This window comes from Microbacterium fluminis (assembly GCF_051549805.1).
Classification (GTDB): Bacteria; Actinomycetota; Actinomycetes; order Actinomycetales; family Microbacteriaceae; genus Microbacterium.
This window is the reverse complement of record NZ_CP196042.1, coordinates 2,888,450-2,905,422: the sequence shown is the minus strand read 5'-3', so window position 1 is coordinate 2,905,422 and position 16,973 is coordinate 2,888,450. Positions and strand designations below refer to the sequence as shown.

Here is a 16,973-nt window from a genome sequence, read left to right as displayed (position 1 = left end):
GTGAGCGAACGCCGTGCGACCGGTGCGCCGCGCCCGGCGATGGGTCTCGGCCGCCTCGACGGCGCCGAACGTCTGGCGGGCATCGACCTCGCTCGCGGACTGGCGGTCCTGGGCATGCTCGCCGCGCACCTCCTGACGCTGCCCGAGTGGATCCCCGAGCAGCCCGACACGTGGCTCGGGATCGTGCACGGGCGCTCGTCGATCCTGTTCGCGACCCTCGCCGGCGTCTCGATCGGACTCGTCTCCGGTGGCCGCACCCCCGTGGCGGGCAACGCCCTCCGGGTGGCACGACGGCGGCTGGCTCTGCGGGCGGCGGTGCTGTGGATGCTCGGGCTCGCGCTCGTGGCCACCGGCGTCCCGGTCTACGTGATCCTCCCCGCGTACGCCGTGCTGTTCCTACTCGCGCTGCCGTTCCTGCCGCTGCGCGCCCGCGCCCTGCTGCCCGTGGCGGCGGCGCTCGCCCTGGTGATGCCGGTGGCGTGGGCCATGGTCGCGAGACTGCCGCTGTGGGGGAGCGCGGGCGGCGAGATGCTCGAGACCGCCCTCGGACTCTGGTATCCCTTCCCGGTCTGGATCGCCTATGTCCTCACGGGCCTCGGCATCGCCCGCCTGGGCCTCGAGCGGATGCGCGTCCAGGCTCTCCTCGTCGGGATCGGGTGCGCCCTCGCCGCGCTCGGATACGGGATGGATGCCCTTGTGCGAGGCATCCGTCCGCCCGTCGCCGTCGCTGCTGACGACGCGTCCGGAGGTGCCTGGGAGGCCGTGGTGCCCGACGTGTGGACGGCGGCGGCGCATTCGAACGGGATCCTGGGGGCGGTCGGCTCGGGAGGGTTCGCGGTGGCGGTGATCGGTGTGTGCCTGCTGATCTGCCGCACGCCGGCGCGATGGGTGGCGCTGCCGCTGCGCGCGGTCGGATCGATGCCGCTGAGCGCGTACGCCGGGCAGCTCGTCGCCTGGGCGGTGTGGGCCGCGATCGTGCTGGGCGACACGGGAGACCTCGAGGATTTCCGGGCGTTGGACCCGTTCCCGGCGTTCGCGCTGGTGACGATCGTCGCGTGCACGGCGTGGGCCCTGCTGATCGGCCGCGGGCCCCTCGAAGCGGGCATGGATCGGCTCGCTCGGGTCGTGGTGCCGCGCCGATAGGCTGGTGGATCGTGAGCGAGACGAAGAACGACGGTACGAACGAGGGCGCACTGTGGGGAGCGCGGTTCGCAGCCGGCCCCTCGCCGGAGCTCGCGGCGCTGAGTCGCTCCACCCACTTCGACTGGGTGCTCGCCCCGTACGACATCGCCGGCTCGCACGCGCACGCGACGGCGCTCGCCGCCGCCGGGTTCCTCATGGGCGACGAGGAGGAGCGGATGCACGCCGGTCTCGACCGGCTCGCCGCATCCGTCGCCGACGGCACGCTCGTGGCCCGTCCGGAGGACGAGGACGTGCACGGCGCGCTCGAGCAGGCGCTCATCGGCGAGGTCGGCGCCGAGCTCGGCGGAAAGCTGCGCGCGGGTCGCAGTCGCAACGACCAGATCGCCACCCTCGTGCGGCTCTACCTCCTCGACCACTCCCGGGTGATCGCCCGCGACATCCTCCGCCTCATCGACGCGATCGTCGCGCAGGCCGAGGCCCACCCCTCCGCGATCATGCCCGGACGCACGCACCTGCAGCACGCGCAGCCCGTGCTCCTCGCGCACCATCTGCAGGCGCACGCGTGGCCGCTCGTGCGCGACCTGGAGCGCCTGCGCGATTGGTCCGCGCGCGGGTCGGTGTCGCCTTACGGCGGGGGAGCGCTGGCGGGATCGTCGCTCGGACTCGACCCGCAGCTCGTGGCGCAGGAGCTGGGCCTGGCCCGGCCCTCCGAGAACTCGATGGACGGGACCTCCGCGCGCGACGTGGTCGCCGAGTTCGCCTACGTCGCGGCGCAGATCGGCGTCGACGTGTCGCGCTTCGCCGAGGACGTCATCATCTGGAACACGCGGGAGTTCGGATTCGTGCGGCTGCACGACGGGTACTCCACCGGCTCGAGCATCATGCCGCAGAAGAAGAACCCCGACATCGCCGAGCTCGCCCGGGGGAAGGCGGGCCGGGTGATCGGAAACCTCACCGGTCTGCTCGCGACGCTGAAGGCCCTGCCGCTGTCGTACAACCGCGACCTGCAGGAGGACAAGGAGCCCGTCTTCGACTCGGTCGCGACGCTCGAGGTGCTGCTGCCCGCGTTCGCCGGGATGGTGGCGACCCTGCGCTTCGATACGGACCGGATGGCGGAGCTCGCTCCGCAGGGCTTCTCGCTCGCGACGGATGTCGCCGACTGGCTGGTGCGCCGCGGACGTCCCTTCCGCGAGGCGCACGAGATCTCGGGTGCGCTGGTCAAGGCCTGCGAGGAGCGCGGGATCGAGCTGCACGAGGCCGACGACGCGCTGCTCGCGCAGATCTCCGCCGATCTCACTCCCGACGTACGGGATGTGCTGACCGCCGAGGGCTCGGTGGCCAGCCGCGACGGCGTCGGCGGCACGGCGCGGGTGCGCGTCGACGAGCAGCGCGCGGAGCTGATCGCCCGCTCCCAGGATGCCGCGCACGCGCTCGGGCTCTAGCCGGTCGGCCGCATGCGCCGCGCTCGGGCAGGTAAATAAGCAGAAGGATGATTTTCTACAGAAATAAGCGCTAGACTGATCTCATGACTGCTGCCGTGATCGTCGACATCGTCGGCTCGCGTCTCCTCTCCGACCGCGAAGCGGCACAGGCCGCATTGGATGCCGCGCTCGCGCGCGTGGCGGAGGAGGGTCCGCGCCCGTCGGTCGCGCTGCGTCCGACGCAGGGAGACGAACTGCAGGGGGTGTTCGAGACGTTCGACGACGCGCTCGCCGCGATCCTGCTCCTGCGCCTGGCGCTTCCCGACGAGGTGGACTGCCGCTTCGGGGTCGGCATCGGCGCCGTGGGAGAGGTACCGTCCGTCTCGGGCGGCATCTCGGAGGGGCCCGGCTGGTGGGCGGCGCGGGAGGCGATCGACCGCGTGCACCGGATGCAGCGGCGCGCCGTGACGGCGGCGCGGACCTGGGCCGAGACCGCGGCCGACGCGGAGGTCGAGACGATCGCGCGGGTGCGCACCGCGAACGCCTACCTCCTCGCCCGCGACCAGATCGTGACCGCCATGGCGGCGCGCGTGCGCCGAATCGTCTACGCCCGCTGTCTCGGGCGCACGCAGCGGGAGATCGCGGAGGCCGAGGGCATCACGCAGTCGGCGGTGTCGCAGCAGCTCACCACGTCGGGGGCCGCCGCAATCGTCGCCGGCTACGCACTGCTGCGCGACGGCGGCTGAGCGTCACCAGATCGCGAGGCGCACCAGGGCGCCCACCGCGCACGCCCACACCAGGCTCGCGAGCGTGCCCACGATGAAGCGCTCGCGCGTCGCGGGGGTGGCGAGCTCGGAGAAGCGCCCGACGCCCTTCACCGCGACCACGACGGCGATGGCCTCGGGGTAGCCGGCGACGATCCCCGCCACGACCGCGATCCGCTCGAGGTATCCGATCACCGCGCCGCCCCGCATCACCTCCTGGGGCTCGTCGTCGCGGGTCCCCGCGGCGTTCTCGACGAGGATGCCACCGGCCACCCCCTCGCGCACGCGCCCGTGCGTGGCGATGTCGAGGAGACGACGCGTGATCGGGTCACCGCCGGCGACGGCGGCCGCCGTGCCCAGCAGCGCCAGCACGATACCCACGGCAATCGGGACGTTCAGCGGCACGATCGACGTCACGACGAGGCACGCCACGACGAGACCGGCCGCGGTCAGGAGCGGTGCATCCGACGGCTTCCGCAGGCTCACCAGGACGAGCACGAGCACGGCGGCCAGCGCGAGGAGGAGTCCGATCGACAGCAGCCAGACGAGAACGGCATCCGCTGCGACGAAGAGCATGCGCCCAGTCTGACAAGCAGGGCCGACGGTGCCCGGCAGGGCCGACGGCGCCCGCGCCGCGACGGCGGCCGCGCTGCGACGGCGGGCCGCGGCATCCGCCCGCTGATAGCCTCGAACGCGTGTCATCCGCCGTGATCCCCACCGCGCCCGCCGTCGACCCCGCCTTCCCGAACGTGTGGGACGAGCTGGTCTGGCGCGGGCTGGTCCACGTCTCGACCGACGCGGACGCGCTCCGCGACCTGCTCGGCGGCGATCCGATCACGTACTACTGCGGCTTCGACCCGACCGCGCCCAGCCTGCACCTGGGCAACCTCGTGCAGCTGCTCACGATGCGCCGGCTGCAGCTGGCCGGGCACCGGGCGCTCGGTCTGGTGGGAGGGTCGACGGGTCTCGTCGGCGATCCACGGCCCAGCGCAGAGCGCACGCTCAACGAGCGCGAGACGGTCGAGGAGTGGGTCGGCTCGCTGCGGGCGCAGGTCGAGCGGTTCCTCAGCTTCGAGGGCGACAACGCCGCCCGCATGGTGAACAACCTCGACTGGACCGCGCCGCTGAGCGCGATCGACTTCCTGCGCGAGATCGGCAAGCACTACCGCGTGGGCACCATGCTCAAAAAGGACGCGGTGGCCGCCCGCCTCAACTCCGAGGCGGGCATCAGCTACACCGAGTTCAGCTACCAGATCCTGCAGGGCATGGACTACCTGGAGCTCTACCGCCAGTACGGCTGCGTCCTGCAGACCGGGGGCAGCGATCAGTGGGGCAACCTCACCAGCGGCACCGACCTCATCCATCGCGTCGAGGGCGTCTCCGTGCACGCCATCGGGACCCCGCTGATCACGAACAGCGACGGTACGAAGTTCGGCAAGAGCGAGGGCAACGCGATCTGGCTGGATGCCGCGATGTGCAGCCCGTACCGGATGTACCAGTTCTGGCTCAACACCGACGACGCGGATGTGATCTCGCGCCTGAAGGTGTTCACCTTCCTCCCGCGCCTCGAGATCGAGGAGTACAAGCGTCTGGTCGAGGTCGAGCCGTTCCGCCGCGAGGCGCAGCGCCGGCTCGCCGCAGAGGTGACGGCGTTCGTGCACGGGGCGGATGCCGCGACCGCCGTGATCGCCGCGTCCGACGCCCTCTTCGGCCAGGGCGATCTGACCGCGCTCGACGCCGAGGTGCTGCGGAGCGCGCTCGAGGAACTGCCCCATGCCGAGGTGTCGCTGGAGACGACAGTGGCGCAGGCGCTCGTGGCGACCGGACTGACATCGAGCCTCGGCGAGGCGCGTCGCGCGATCGCACAGGGCGGCGTGTCGCTCGACGGAGCGCGCATCGACGACGAGGGCGCGTTCGTGACCGGCGGACTGCCGGGCGGGGTGTCGGTGCTCCGCCGCGGCAAGAAGACGCTGGCCGGACTGTTCGTCGCGCGGGCGTAGCGGTTCGGCACCATGCCGTTCACGCCGAGTCATGCGGTCGTGGCGCTGCCGTTCCTGCGCACGCCGCTCGTGCCGGCAGCGATCGCCGTGGGGGCGATGACGCCCGACCTGCCGCTGTTCCTGCGCGGAGTCGGGCTCGACTACGGCCGCACCCACAGCTTCGCATGGCTGCCGGCGACGATCGTGCTCGCCCTGGCGCTCCTGCTGCTGTGGCGGTGCGTCCTGCGGCCGGCGGTCCGCGAGCTCTCGCCCCGAGCGCTCGCGGAGCGGATGCCTCGGGCATGGGACGACGGCCCGGTCGCCGCACTCCGCGAGACGTTCGCCGGGTCTTCCGGGCGCGCATCGTGGCGCGGCATCCTGCTCCTGCTGCTGTCTCTCGCTCTCGGGGTCGCGAGCCACATCGCCTGGGACCTGTTCACGCACGAGGGACGGTGGGGGAGCGAGCTTGTGCCGGCGCTCGACGAGCAGTGGGGGCCGTTCGTCGGCTACAAGTGGCTGCAGCACGGGTCGAGCGCCGTCGGACTTCTCGTGCTGGCGGTCTGGGCACTGGTGTGGCTGCAGCGTCGCGCGACAGCGGCCCCGATCGATCACGTGCTCCCTCGGTGGGTGCGCGTGGGCTGGTGGGTGTCGCTGCCGGTGATCCTCGTGGCGGCCTGGCTGATCGGGCTGGCCGTGTACGGACCGCTCGACGCCGACTGGACGATCGCGCACCTCGCCTACCGCGTGCTGCCGCCGGCGTGCGCGGGGTGGGGCGCTGTCACGGTGGTGCTGTGCGCGGTGGCGACCGCGCTGCGCGCGCGGCGAGGCGGGCGCGGTCGACGCGTCAGGCCGTGACCGAGACGATGACCACCTGCGCCGACGCGCCACCGTCGTACCGCACGTCGTAGGTGACGCGGAAGCCGAGGGCCTCGCCCGGCTGGAGCGCGTAGCTGCTGGTGCCCTGCGGATCGGCCTGCTGCGCCGCGATCCACGCCTCGACGCTCTCGGGGTCGAACCCGTATGATCCGACGCCGTCGCGCAGCAGTGCGAACAGGGCGTCGGGGTCGGCGGCGGTGAGGAAGTAGTAGATCGTCGGGATCTCGGCCGTCGTCGCCGTACTGAGGAAGCGGAGGCGGTCCGTGCGGGCCCGCAGCTGTCCGCCCGATCCGGTGATGGTCAGCTCGAGCGGGCGGGGAGACGAGATGTCGGGCACGATCGCGTCGACCGCCAGCCCGACGTCTGCCTTGCGCAGTGCGCCGCCGGTGAGGTCGAAGCGGGCGGTGCCGGAGTCCAGGATCTGCTGGATGCCGGCGGGGTCGAGCGTGGAGTCGGTGTCGCTCACGGGGGTTCCCTGCGTCGTGTGGTCGGAGGTCGTGCCGGAGAGGGGCGGGATGCTGAAGCCGCACCCCGTCACGGAGATCGAGACGGCGGTGGCCAGGACGAGGGCTGCCGCCGCGCGACCGCGCCTCACTGCGAGACCTCGACCGAGAAGCCGTCGAGGAACCGCTGCATGATCGCGCCCACGTTGTGGGTGGGCCGCGCCGCGTCGGCGCGGTCCTGGAAGTCGGACCCGATGATCGCCGCCGCGCGATCGGGGTCGGTGGCCAGGAGATGCTGGTAGGCGGGCAGAGTGCTCTGCTGGATGAGCGCCCACCGATCGCCCGCGTCGGCGATGTTGCCGTCGGGGAAGCCCGTGGTGACGGTGGCACTGCCCTGCAGAGGGTTGTCCCACGGCGTGAACGGGATGTTCGAGGGACCGGGCGACTCGACGGTGAACCGGTAGGGGAACACCTCGGGGTAGCTCTGCGCGCCGGGGATCGACGGCTCACCGGCCAGGGTCAGCATCCATGTCACCGCCTCACCCGTCACAGGACGATTCTGCATGTTCGCGTAGTCGTTCGCGATGATCTCGTTCTGCTCCCGGTTGAGCAGGGCCGCGTTGCCGAGCGACACCTGGGCGGGATCACCGGAGGCGATCTGCGCCCACGCGTCGGCGGTGTCCTGGCTGATCGCACCCGAATCGGCCAGCCGTTGGATCTCGGGGAGTCCGCCGGTGCCGTACACCTCGTGCTGGCGTGCCTGGTCGAGGAAGATCTCCTTGTTCATGTCGAGCAGCGACGTCTCGTAGAAGTGCAGTTCCGCGTCCGACAACGCCGCGACGATCTGCAGCTGCTGGAGGAACGGGAGGGGCATCTGCGGGGGAGGGGCGGTGAGGATCTGCTGTGCGATGTCGCGCAGCATCGCCAGATCCTGGAACCCTCCGGCGAACGACGGGCCGATCATATTGGCCATCCCGGCCCACTGCAGGTCGGGGTTCGCGAGGTACTGCTGCCCGTAGTAGTCGTACACGGCGACGATGTTGTCCCAGTTGTGCGCGGTGCCGAGCGAGGTGTCCCAGGTGCTCGGATCGATGCCGGCGCCCGCCATCGCGCGGTCGTTCCAGTAGGCGCTGAGGAAGTCGGCGTAGCCCTGCGAGTCCGCTCGGATCTCGCCCGAGTCGGCAGCCGCATCGAGGGCGAGCTTCGCGCCGTCGGGGTGCTCCCGCGCCCAGTTGCGGAACTCGTCGGTCAGCAGGTACGCCGCGCGCTCGGCCGGAGTCATGCCGTTCAGGAGGGCGGTGAGCTCGTCGGCATCCGCCTGCACCCGAGGATCCACCGAACCGCTTCCCGGTGCGCTCGAGACGGGAACGGTGGATGCTGCGCCCGCCGCCGCGCTCGTCTGCTCCTGCGCGAGCGCGTTCGCCCGCACGATCTGCGCTACTTGCGCGAGCTGAGAGGCGGTCGACATCATCAAGCGACTGTGCGTCGACGCCCACGCGGAGCGGAACGAATCCGCATCCGGCCCATGCCACCTGCCAGACGAGACCAGCGCGCTCGTCGCCTGGTCGATCGACCGCAGCTGAGTCGCTGCCGCGTCGATCTGGCGCGCCAGCACGCCCAACTGCTCGACGTCGGCACCGTAGACACCCATCCCGGACTCCTCCCGCGGTGGCTCCCAACGTAGTCGGGCCGTGCAGGGACGCCCATGGGGAGAAGTACCCATCCGCGCGCCTCGCGATGACGGCGCGGAGTGCGGAGCGGAGCGACACGCCCGGGGTGCGGCGCCGATTTGCCCGACCGCCGGGGCGTGCGTAAATTACTACTTGTTCGTCCCACAGGGATGCGGGAGGCCGAGAGCCTCACCCCCTCAAGCGGCGAACCACCTCCCTCCTCACGAGATGGACCTCGGTCTTCCTCTTGAGAGTCGAAGGCCTCCGGGTCTACGATGGGGAGTCCCCCTCGCGATGAGCACTGCTCGGACTCGTTCCGATCGGCTCGCATCGTCTGCCGTCTGATTTGACGGGGCGAGATCGAGGGGTATGATAGGGAAGTTGCCCTCCGGCGTGATCATGAGATCAGGCTGAAGGTGCGTCCGTTCCTTGAGAACTCAACAGCGTGCACTTGTCAAATGCCAATTTGATTTACCCCGTCCGATCTTCGGGTCGGTTGGGATTTCTTTGAGAAATTGGAATGTCAGTATTGATGTTCTGTTTGTCAGATCAAGCTCGTCGTTTCTGGTCTTTTTCCGACCGGGGGTGGCAAACATTTTTTATGGAGAGTTTGATCCTGGCTCAGGATGAACGCTGGCGGCGTGCTTAACACATGCAAGTCGAACGATGAAGCCTAGCTTGCTGGGTGGATTAGTGGCGAACGGGTGAGTAACACGTGAGCAACCTGCCCCTCACTCTGGGATAAGCGCTGGAAACGGCGTCTAATACTGGATACGAAACGCAACCGCATGGTTAGTGTTTGGAAAGATTTTTTGGTGGGGGATGGGCTCGCGGCCTATCAGCTTGTTGGTGAGGTAATGGCTCACCAAGGCGTCGACGGGTAGCCGGCCTGAGAGGGTGACCGGCCACACTGGGACTGAGACACGGCCCAGACTCCTACGGGAGGCAGCAGTGGGGAATATTGCACAATGGGCGGAAGCCTGATGCAGCAACGCCGCGTGAGGGATGACGGCCTTCGGGTTGTAAACCTCTTTTAGCAAGGAAGAAGCGAAAGTGACGGTACTTGCAGAAAAAGCGCCGGCTAACTACGTGCCAGCAGCCGCGGTAATACGTAGGGCGCAAGCGTTATCCGGAATTATTGGGCGTAAAGAGCTCGTAGGCGGTTTGTCGCGTCTGCTGTGAAAACCGGAGGCTCAACCTCCGGCCTGCAGTGGGTACGGGCAGACTAGAGTGCGGTAGGGGAGATTGGAATTCCTGGTGTAGCGGTGGAATGCGCAGATATCAGGAGGAACACCGATGGCGAAGGCAGATCTCTGGGCCGTAACTGACGCTGAGGAGCGAAAGGGTGGGGAGCAAACAGGCTTAGATACCCTGGTAGTCCACCCCGTAAACGTTGGGAACTAGTTGTGGGGGCCATTCCACGGTCTCCGTGACGCAGCTAACGCATTAAGTTCCCCGCCTGGGGAGTACGGCCGCAAGGCTAAAACTCAAAGGAATTGACGGGGACCCGCACAAGCGGCGGAGCATGCGGATTAATTCGATGCAACGCGAAGAACCTTACCAAGGCTTGACATACACCAGAACGGGCCAGAAATGGTCAACTCTTTGGACACTGGTGAACAGGTGGTGCATGGTTGTCGTCAGCTCGTGTCGTGAGATGTTGGGTTAAGTCCCGCAACGAGCGCAACCCTCGTTCTATGTTGCCAGCACGTAATGGTGGGAACTCATGGGATACTGCCGGGGTCAACTCGGAGGAAGGTGGGGATGACGTCAAATCATCATGCCCCTTATGTCTTGGGCTTCACGCATGCTACAATGGCCGGTACAAAGGGCTGCAATACCGTGAGGTGGAGCGAATCCCAAAAAGCCGGTCCCAGTTCGGATTGAGGTCTGCAACTCGACCTCATGAAGTCGGAGTCGCTAGTAATCGCAGATCAGCAACGCTGCGGTGAATACGTTCCCGGGTCTTGTACACACCGCCCGTCAAGTCATGAAAGTCGGTAACACCTGAAGCCGGTGGCCTAACCCTTGTGGAGGGAGCCGTCGAAGGTGGGATCGGTAATTAGGACTAAGTCGTAACAAGGTAGCCGTACCGGAAGGTGCGGCTGGATCACCTCCTTTCTAAGGAGCATCTGGCATCCGGGCCTTTCGGGGTGTGGGTGTCCAGGCGCCGGATCGAGATCGAATGTGTCTTGCCGGTAGCTCATGGGTGGAACATTTGACATGGCATCAGCGCGACTGATCCTCACTAGTACGTGCCGTCTTCGGATGGTTCGGGAACGTGGGGGTGGGTGAGCGGGGTGTCTGCACGCTGTTGGGTCCTGAGGGACCGGGCATGGCCACGTCTTCGGGTGTGGTCGTTTCCAGATCCTCTTGGGCCTGCTTTCTGCTGCCGGCATGGTGGTGGGGGTGGGTTCCGCCCGTACTTTGAGAACTACACAGTGGACGCGAGCATCTTTGAGCCGACTCTTCGGGGTCGGTTCTCATTGATGATCTTAAAGATCATTAGTCAATTTCGATTGACGATTCGAACTCATGTGATTTCAAGTCTTTAAGAGCAAACGGTGGATGCCTTGGCATCTGGAGCCGAAGAAGGACGTAGCAATCTGCGATAAGCCTCGGGGAACTGATAAGCAAGTTTTGATCCGAGGGTGTCCGAATGGGGAAACCCCGCCAGGGCGCGTGCGTGCCTGGTGACTCCCGCCTGAATATATAGGGCGGGTAGAGGGAACGCGGGGAAGTGAAACATCTCAGTACCCGCAGGAAGAGAAAGCAACAGCGATTCCGTGAGTAGTGGCGAGCGAAACCGGAACAGGCTAAACCGAGCGTGTGTGATACCCGGCAGGGGTTGCACGTTCGGGGTTGTGGGACTTTTCTGATCATCCTGCCGGATGGTCGACGTGATGCGTGCGTATAGGCGAACCGTTTTGAAGGGCGGGCCAGAGTGGGTGCCAGCCCCGTAGCCGAAATGTGTGACGCAGCGTGAAGAGTATCCCAAGTAGCACGGGGCCCGAGAAATCCCGTGTGAATCTGTCAGGACCACCTGATAAGCCTAAATACTCCCAGATGACCGATAGCGGACAAGTACCGTGAGGGAAAGGTGAAAAGTACCCCGGGAGGGGAGTGAAATAGTACCTGAAACCGTTTGCTTACAAACCGTTGGAGCACCCCTGGTAGGTGTGACAGCGTGCCTTTTGAAGAATGAGCCTGCGAGTTAGCGATATGTGGCGAGGTTAACCCGTGTGGGGTAGCCGTAGCGAAAGCGAGTCTGAATAGGGCGATTCAGTCGCATGTCCTAGACCCGAAGCGAAGTGATCTATCCATGGCCAGGCTGAAGCGACGGTAAGACGTCGTGGAGGGCCGAACCCACTTAGGTTGAAAACTGAGGGGATGAGCTGTGGATAGGGGTGAAAGGCCAATCAAACTTCGTGATAGCTGGTTCTCTCCGAAATGCATTTAGGTGCAGCGTTGCGTGTTTCTTGCCGGAGGTAGAGCTACTGGATGGCCGATGGGCCCTACAAGGTTACTGACGTCAGCCAAACTCCGAATGCCGGTAAGTGAGAGCGCAGCAGTGAGACTGTGGGGGATAAGCTTCATAGTCGAGAGGGAAACAACCCAGACCACCAACTAAGGTCCCTAAGCGCGTGCTAAGTGGGAAAGGATGTGGAGTTGCTTAGACAACCAGGAGGTTGGCTTAGAAGCAGCCACCCTTGAAAGAGTGCGTAATAGCTCACTGGTCAAGTGATTCCGCGCCGACAATGTAACGGGGCTCAAGCACGCCACCGAAGTTGTGGCATTGACATTATTGGTAGGCCTTCGTGGTCCAGCCGTGTTGATGGGTAGGAGAGCGTCGTGTGGCGAGTGAAGCGGCGGGGTGACCCAGCCGTGGACGCCACACGAGTGAGAATGCAGGCATGAGTAGCGAAAGACGTGTGAGAAACACGTCCTCCGAAAGACCAAGGGTTCCAGGGTCAAGCTAATCTTCCCTGGGTAAGTCGGGACCTAAGGCGAGGCCGACAGGCGTAGTCGATGGACAACGGGTTGATATTCCCGTACCGGCGAAGAACCGCCCCAGCTAATCCAGTAGTGCTAAGTGTCTGAATCCCTCTGATCGATCCCTTCGGGGTGAGACGTTGGGCCTAGCGCACGACCCCATTCTGGTGCGGTTAGCGTATTAACAGGTGTGACGCAGGAAGGTAGCCCAGCCCGGCGATGGTTGTCCGGGTGCAAGTGCGTAGGCCGACTCTTAGGCAAATCCGGGAGTCATCAAGGCTGAGACACGATGCGGATGAAAAGTGGGTGATCCTATGCTGCCAAGAAAAGCATCGACGCGAGGTTCTAGCCGCCCGTACCCCAAACCGACTCAGGTGGTCAGGTAGAGAATACCAAGGAGATCGAGAGAATCGTGGTTAAGGAACTCGGCAAAATGCCCCCGTAACTTCGGGAGAAGGGGGGCCATCCACTTATACGGACTTGCTCCGAAAAGGGTGTGGTGGCCGCAGAGACTAGTGGGTAGCGACTGTTTACTAAAAACACAGGTCCGTGCCAAGTCGCAAGACGATGTATACGGACTGACGCCTGCCCGGTGCTGGAAGGTTAAGAGGACCGGTTAGCCGCAAGGCGAAGCTGAGAATTTAAGCCCCAGTAAACGGCGGTGGTAACTATAACCATCCTAAGGTAGCGAAATTCCTTGTCGGGTAAGTTCCGACCTGCACGAATGGCGTAACGACTTCCCAACTGTCTCAACCGCGAACTCGGCGAAATTGCATTACGAGTAAAGATGCTCGTTACGCGCAGCAGGACGGAAAGACCCCGTGACCTTTACTACAGCTTGGTATTGGTGTTCGGTGTGGCTTGTGTAGGATAGGTGGGAGACTATGAAACCATGACGCCAGTTATGGTGGAGTCATTGTTGAAATACCACTCTGGTCACTCTGGATATCTAACTTCGAACCGTAATCCGGTTCAGGGACAGTGCCTGGTGGGTAGTTTAACTGGGGCGGTTGCCTCCCAAAAAGTAACGGAGGCGCCCAAAGGTTCCCTCAACCTGGTTGGCAATCAGGTGGCGAGTGTAAGTGCACAAGGGAGCTTGACTGTGAGACTGACAGGTCGAGCAGGGACGAAAGTCGGGACTAGTGATCCGGCAGTGGCTTGTGGAAGCGCTGTCGCTCAACGGATAAAAGGTACCTCGGGGATAACAGGCTGATCTTGCCCAAGAGTCCATATCGACGGCATGGTTTGGCACCTCGATGTCGGCTCGTCGCATCCTGGGGCTGGAGTAGGTCCCAAGGGTTGGGCTGTTCGCCCATTAAAGCGGTACGCGAGCTGGGTTTAGAACGTCGTGAGACAGTTCGGTCCCTATCCGCTGCGCGCGTAGGAAGTTTGAGAGGATCTGACCCTAGTACGAGAGGACCGGGTTGGACGAACCTCTGGTGTGCCAGTTGTACTGCCAAGTGCACCGCTGGTTAGCTACGTTCGGGATGGATAACCGCTGAAAGCATCTAAGCGGGAAGCCGGCCTCAAGATGAGACTTCCATACCATTTATGGTGAGAGGCTCCCAGCCAGACTACTGGGTTGATAGGCCGGATGTGGAAGCGTAGTAATACGTGAAGCTGACCGGTACTAATAAGCCGATGACTTGATAACACACCGAATCTTTGGTGCACGCGTCCACTGAGTGGTTCTCGATGTACGGTCGAGAACAACACAACAAAACACTGTTTTGCTGTAACGACGGAACATCCATAGTGTTTCGGCGGCCATAGCGAGAGGGAAACGCCCGGTCACATTCCGAACCCGGAAGCTAAGCCTCTCAGCGCCGATGGTACTGCAGGGGAGACCCTGTGGGAGAGTAGGACACCGCCGGACTTACTTCGAGAAATGGCCACCCAGCGACGGGTGGCCATTTCGCGTTAACTGCACGGACGAGGGAAGAGGAATCTGATGAGCGACGACGAGGACCGCGACAAGGCTCGGCGCGCTCGGTCGGGTTCCTCCGATCGTGCGCGTGACGACCGGAACCCCTCTGCGAAGCGCAACGGCGATCGGCCGGCAAGGCCGGCCAGGGATGGCGAGGGACGCTCCTACCCGCCGCGCGACGGCGAGCGTCGTCCGGCGGCAGCACGCGACGCGGAGCGGAAGCCGTTCGTCAAGCGTGACGGTGACCGGAAGCCCTACGCCCCGCGTGATGGTGAGCGCCGGTCGTATCCTCCGCGTGATGGATCGCGGAAGCCGTACCCGCCGCGTGACGGAGACCGGAAGCCGTACGCCCCGCGCGATGGTGAGCGTCGGTCGTACCCGCCGCGTGATGGAGAGCGGAAGCCGTACGCTCCGCGTGACGGGGATCGGAAGCCGTACGCGCCGCGTGATGGCGAACGTCGATCGTATCCTCCGCGTGATGGCGAGCGTCGATCGTATCCTCCGCGTGATGGCGAGCGTCGGTCGTATCCTCCGCGTGATGGAGAGCGGAAGCCGTACGCTCCGCGCGAGGGTGACCGGAAGCCGTACGCGCCGCGCGAGGGTGAGCGTCGGTCGTACCCGCCGCGTGACGGAGAGCGGAAGCCGTACACGCCGCGTGATGGGGAGCGTCGATCGTATCCGCCGCGTGACGGAGAGCGGAAGCCGTACACGCCGCGCGAGGGTGAGCGTCGATCGTACCCGCCGCGTGACGGAGAGCGGAAGCCGTACGCCCCGCGCGACGGCGAGCGCCGCTCGTATCCGCCGCGCGAGGGCGATCGGCGACAGCATGCACCGCGCGCCGGGCGTGAGCGCGAGGCGCGGCCCGAGGATGCGCTGCGTCCGGTGCGGGCGCATCACGACGATCCGATCGTCCCCGACGAGATCACTCCCGACGATCTGCCGCGCAGCGCGCGCAACGAGCTCAAGACCCTGAGCAAGGAGAACGCCGAATGGGTCGCCCGGCACCTCGCCATGGCGTCGCAGCTGGTGGACGACGATCCCGCTCTCGCGCACGCGCATGCCGTGTCGGCCTCCCGTCGCGCCGGCCGCATCGCGATCGTCCGCGAGACGCTCGCGATCACCGCCTACACGACCGGCGACTACGCTCTCGCGCTGCGCGAGCTGCGCACCTATCGCCGGATCTCCGGGCGCGACGACCAGATCGCGCTCATGGTCGACAGCGAACGAGGCGTCGGACGCCCCGATCGGGCGCTCGAGGTCGGTCGTTCCGTGGATCGCTCCGGTCTCGACGTGCCCGTGCGCGTCGGGCTCGCGATCGCGATGTCGGGTGCGCGTCTCGATCTCGGTGAGACCGAGCGCGCCCTGACCGAGCTCGACATCCCGGAGCTCGACCCCGATCGCGCCTTCGAGTGGAGTCCTGCCCTGTTCGCCGCGCGGGCGGCCGTGCTCGAAGAACTCGGACGCGACGAGGAGGCCGTGCAGTGGCGCCGTCGTGCCGAGGTGGCCGAGGACGCTCTCGGGATCGCGGCCGACGAGGCCGCCGATGAGTTCGTCATCGTCGAGGAGGTCCTCGAGGAGGAGATCCAGGACGAGGTCGACGACGCGAGCGACGATCGCGAGGCGGACCAGGCCGACGGCGAACCCGAGGCGGACCAGGCCGACGACGTGCCTGACGCCGACGACGAACCCGCCGACGGCGAGACCGAGCGCTGATGGCGCTGTTCTCGCGTGCCGCCCCCGCGGCGACGCCGCTGGACGGTGTCGACACCGTGCTGGCCGACCTAGACGGCGTCGTCTACGCCGGTCCAGGGGCACTCCCGTTCGCCGTGGACAGCCTCAACCGCGCGGGGGAGACCCGCCGTCTGGGCTACATCACCAACAACGCGTCGCGGACGGATGCCTCGGTGGCCGCGCATCTGCGCGAGCTCGGGCTCGATGTGCGGCCCGACGACGTCGTCACCAGCCCGCAGGCGGCGATGCGGCTGCTCACCGAGCGGGTGCCCGCCGGGTCGACGGTCCTCGTCGTCGGCGGCGACGGACTCGTGGTCGAAGTGGAGAAGGCCGGATTCACGGTGACCCGCAGCGCCGACGACGGCCCGGCCGCGGTCGTCCAGGGCTTCGCGCCCGAGGTGGGCTGGGCGCAGCTGGCCGAGGCGGCCTACGCCCTCGCGCTCCCCGAGGAGGAGGGCGGCATCCCCTGGATCGCCACCAACACCGACTGGACCATCCCGCAGGCACGCGGAATCGCTCCGGGCAACGGCACGCTCGTCTCGGCGGTGCACACGGCCGTCGGCCGGCTCGCGACGGTGGCCGGCAAGCCCGAGACCCCGATCTTCGACGAGGCCGTCGCCCGGTTCGGGGCGAGGCATCCGCTGTTCATCGGCGACAGACTCGACACCGACATCGCCGGAGCCCAGCGCGCCGGCATCGCCTCGGCGCTCGTGCTGACCGGCATCGACCGCCCGAAGCACGTGCTGGCGGCGCCGGCCAACTCGCGGCCCACGTTCATCCTCGGCGACCTGCGCGAGTTGCACGAGCCGTATCCCGAGGTGACGGTGAAGGGCGACCTCACGTCGGTGCGCGACGCGGTCGTGCGGATCGACGGCGCCGATGTGCACATCGTGCGCGCCGGCGAGCGTCCCATCGACCTGGTGCGCGCGGGCGCTGCGGCGATCTGGGCGACCGGTCGTGGGATCTTCGGATTCCGTGTCCCGGAACGCCTGTACGCCGACCCGTTCCACCGGCCGTAGCCGCGTA

Annotated in this window: 10 protein-coding genes and 3 rRNA genes; 10 read left to right on the top strand and 3 right to left on the bottom strand. The window is 66.2% G+C overall.

The window, feature by feature from the left end; genetic code table 11:
- From ACSJDX_RS14035 to ACSJDX_RS14025, 3 genes are all read left to right on the top strand, one after another.
- A complete protein-coding gene (locus tag ACSJDX_RS14035) occupies positions 1 to 1,143 on the top strand; it encodes a heparan-alpha-glucosaminide N-acetyltransferase domain-containing protein (protein WP_438353259.1) in 1,143 nt (380 codons plus the stop codon).
- 11 nt (positions 1,144 to 1,154) lie between these two features.
- Complete coding sequence (gene argH, locus ACSJDX_RS14030; protein ID WP_438353258.1) at positions 1,155 to 2,585, top strand: argininosuccinate lyase; 1,431 nt, start codon at positions 1,155 to 1,157, stop codon at positions 2,583 to 2,585.
- A gap of 83 nt (positions 2,586 to 2,668) precedes the next feature.
- Positions 2,669 to 3,310 carry a SatD family protein gene (locus ACSJDX_RS14025; protein ID WP_438353257.1) on the top strand — a complete coding sequence of 214 codons (642 nt, stop codon included), beginning with the start codon at positions 2,669 to 2,671 and terminating at the stop codon, positions 3,308 to 3,310.
- 3 nt (positions 3,311 to 3,313) lie between these two features.
- Here ACSJDX_RS14025 and ACSJDX_RS14020 read toward each other — a convergent pair whose 3' ends face one another.
- Positions 3,314 to 4,030 carry a hypothetical protein gene (locus ACSJDX_RS14020; RefSeq protein ID WP_438353256.1) on the bottom strand — a complete coding sequence of 239 codons (717 nt, stop codon included), beginning with the start codon at positions 4,028 to 4,030 and terminating at the stop codon, positions 3,314 to 3,316.
- Here ACSJDX_RS14020 and tyrS point away from each other — a divergent pair.
- Positions 4,024 to 5,328 (top strand): tyrosine--tRNA ligase, encoded by a 1,305-nt coding sequence (gene tyrS / locus ACSJDX_RS14015; protein ID WP_438353255.1) that lies wholly within the window; start codon positions 4,024 to 4,026, stop codon positions 5,326 to 5,328. The genes ACSJDX_RS14020 and tyrS overlap by 7 nt on opposite strands.
- Positions 5,329 to 5,340: 12 nt before the next feature.
- Positions 5,341 to 6,162 carry a DUF4184 family protein gene (locus ACSJDX_RS14010; protein WP_438353254.1) on the top strand — a complete coding sequence of 274 codons (822 nt, stop codon included), beginning with the start codon at positions 5,341 to 5,343 and terminating at the stop codon, positions 6,160 to 6,162.
- On the opposite strand, the gene ACSJDX_RS14005 is transcribed toward ACSJDX_RS14010, so the two are convergent.
- Together ACSJDX_RS14005 and ACSJDX_RS14000 are read right to left on the bottom strand one after the other, a co-directional pair.
- Positions 6,152 to 6,778, bottom strand: a complete 627-nt coding sequence (locus ACSJDX_RS14005) for a hypothetical protein (protein ID WP_438353253.1) — start codon at positions 6,776 to 6,778, stop codon at positions 6,152 to 6,154. The two genes, ACSJDX_RS14010 and ACSJDX_RS14005, sit on opposite strands and share 11 nt — an antisense overlap.
- Positions 6,775 to 8,277, bottom strand: a complete 1,503-nt coding sequence (locus ACSJDX_RS14000; RefSeq protein ID WP_438353252.1) for a WXG100 family type VII secretion target — start codon at positions 8,275 to 8,277, stop codon at positions 6,775 to 6,777. Before ACSJDX_RS14000 ends, ACSJDX_RS14005 begins: the two co-directional genes overlap by 4 nt.
- 617 nt (positions 8,278 to 8,894) lie before the next feature.
- On the opposite strand from ACSJDX_RS14000, the gene ACSJDX_RS13995 reads away from it, so the two are divergent.
- The 5 genes from ACSJDX_RS13995 to ACSJDX_RS13975 all read left to right on the top strand — a co-directional run bounded on the left by ACSJDX_RS13995 (position 8,895) and on the right by ACSJDX_RS13975 (position 16,966).
- A 16S ribosomal RNA gene (locus tag ACSJDX_RS13995) occupies positions 8,895 to 10,417 on the top strand.
- A 420-nt stretch (positions 10,418 to 10,837) separates the two neighbouring features.
- Positions 10,838 to 13,943: ribosomal RNA gene (locus ACSJDX_RS13990) — 23S ribosomal RNA — on the top strand.
- A 105-nt stretch (positions 13,944 to 14,048) separates the two neighbouring features.
- Positions 14,049 to 14,165: ribosomal RNA gene (gene rrf / locus ACSJDX_RS13985) — 5S ribosomal RNA — on the top strand.
- The 16S, 23S and 5S rRNA genes sit together here, the layout of an rRNA operon.
- A gap of 933 nt (positions 14,166 to 15,098) precedes the next feature.
- A complete protein-coding gene (locus ACSJDX_RS13980; protein ID WP_438353251.1) occupies positions 15,099 to 15,929 on the top strand; it encodes a hypothetical protein in 831 nt (276 codons plus the stop codon).
- Positions 15,929 to 16,966: an HAD-IIA family hydrolase gene (locus ACSJDX_RS13975; RefSeq protein ID WP_438353250.1), complete on the top strand. Its 1,038-nt coding sequence runs from the start codon at positions 15,929 to 15,931 to the stop codon at positions 16,964 to 16,966. Before ACSJDX_RS13980 ends, ACSJDX_RS13975 begins: the two co-directional genes overlap by 1 nt.
- Positions 16,967 to 16,973 lie beyond the last annotated feature (7 nt).

Bases quoted from the DNA above. Each gene is read 5' to 3' on its own strand.
- ACSJDX_RS14010 (WP_438353254.1), top strand. From the start codon at position 5,341: ATGCCGTTCACGCCGAGTCATGCGGTCGTGGCGCTGCCGTTCCTGCGC.
- ACSJDX_RS13975 (WP_438353250.1), top strand. From the start codon at position 15,929: ATGGCGCTGTTCTCGCGTGCCGCCCCCGCGGCGACGCCGCTGGACGGT.
- ACSJDX_RS14000 (WP_438353252.1), bottom strand. From the start codon at position 8,277: ATGGGTGTCTACGGTGCCGACGTCGAGCAGTTGGGCGTGCTGGCGCGC.
- ACSJDX_RS14025 (WP_438353257.1), top strand. From the start codon at position 2,669: ATGACTGCTGCCGTGATCGTCGACATCGTCGGCTCGCGTCTCCTCTCC.
- ACSJDX_RS14020 (WP_438353256.1), bottom strand. From the start codon at position 4,030: ATGACACGCGTTCGAGGCTATCAGCGGGCGGATGCCGCGGCCCGCCGT.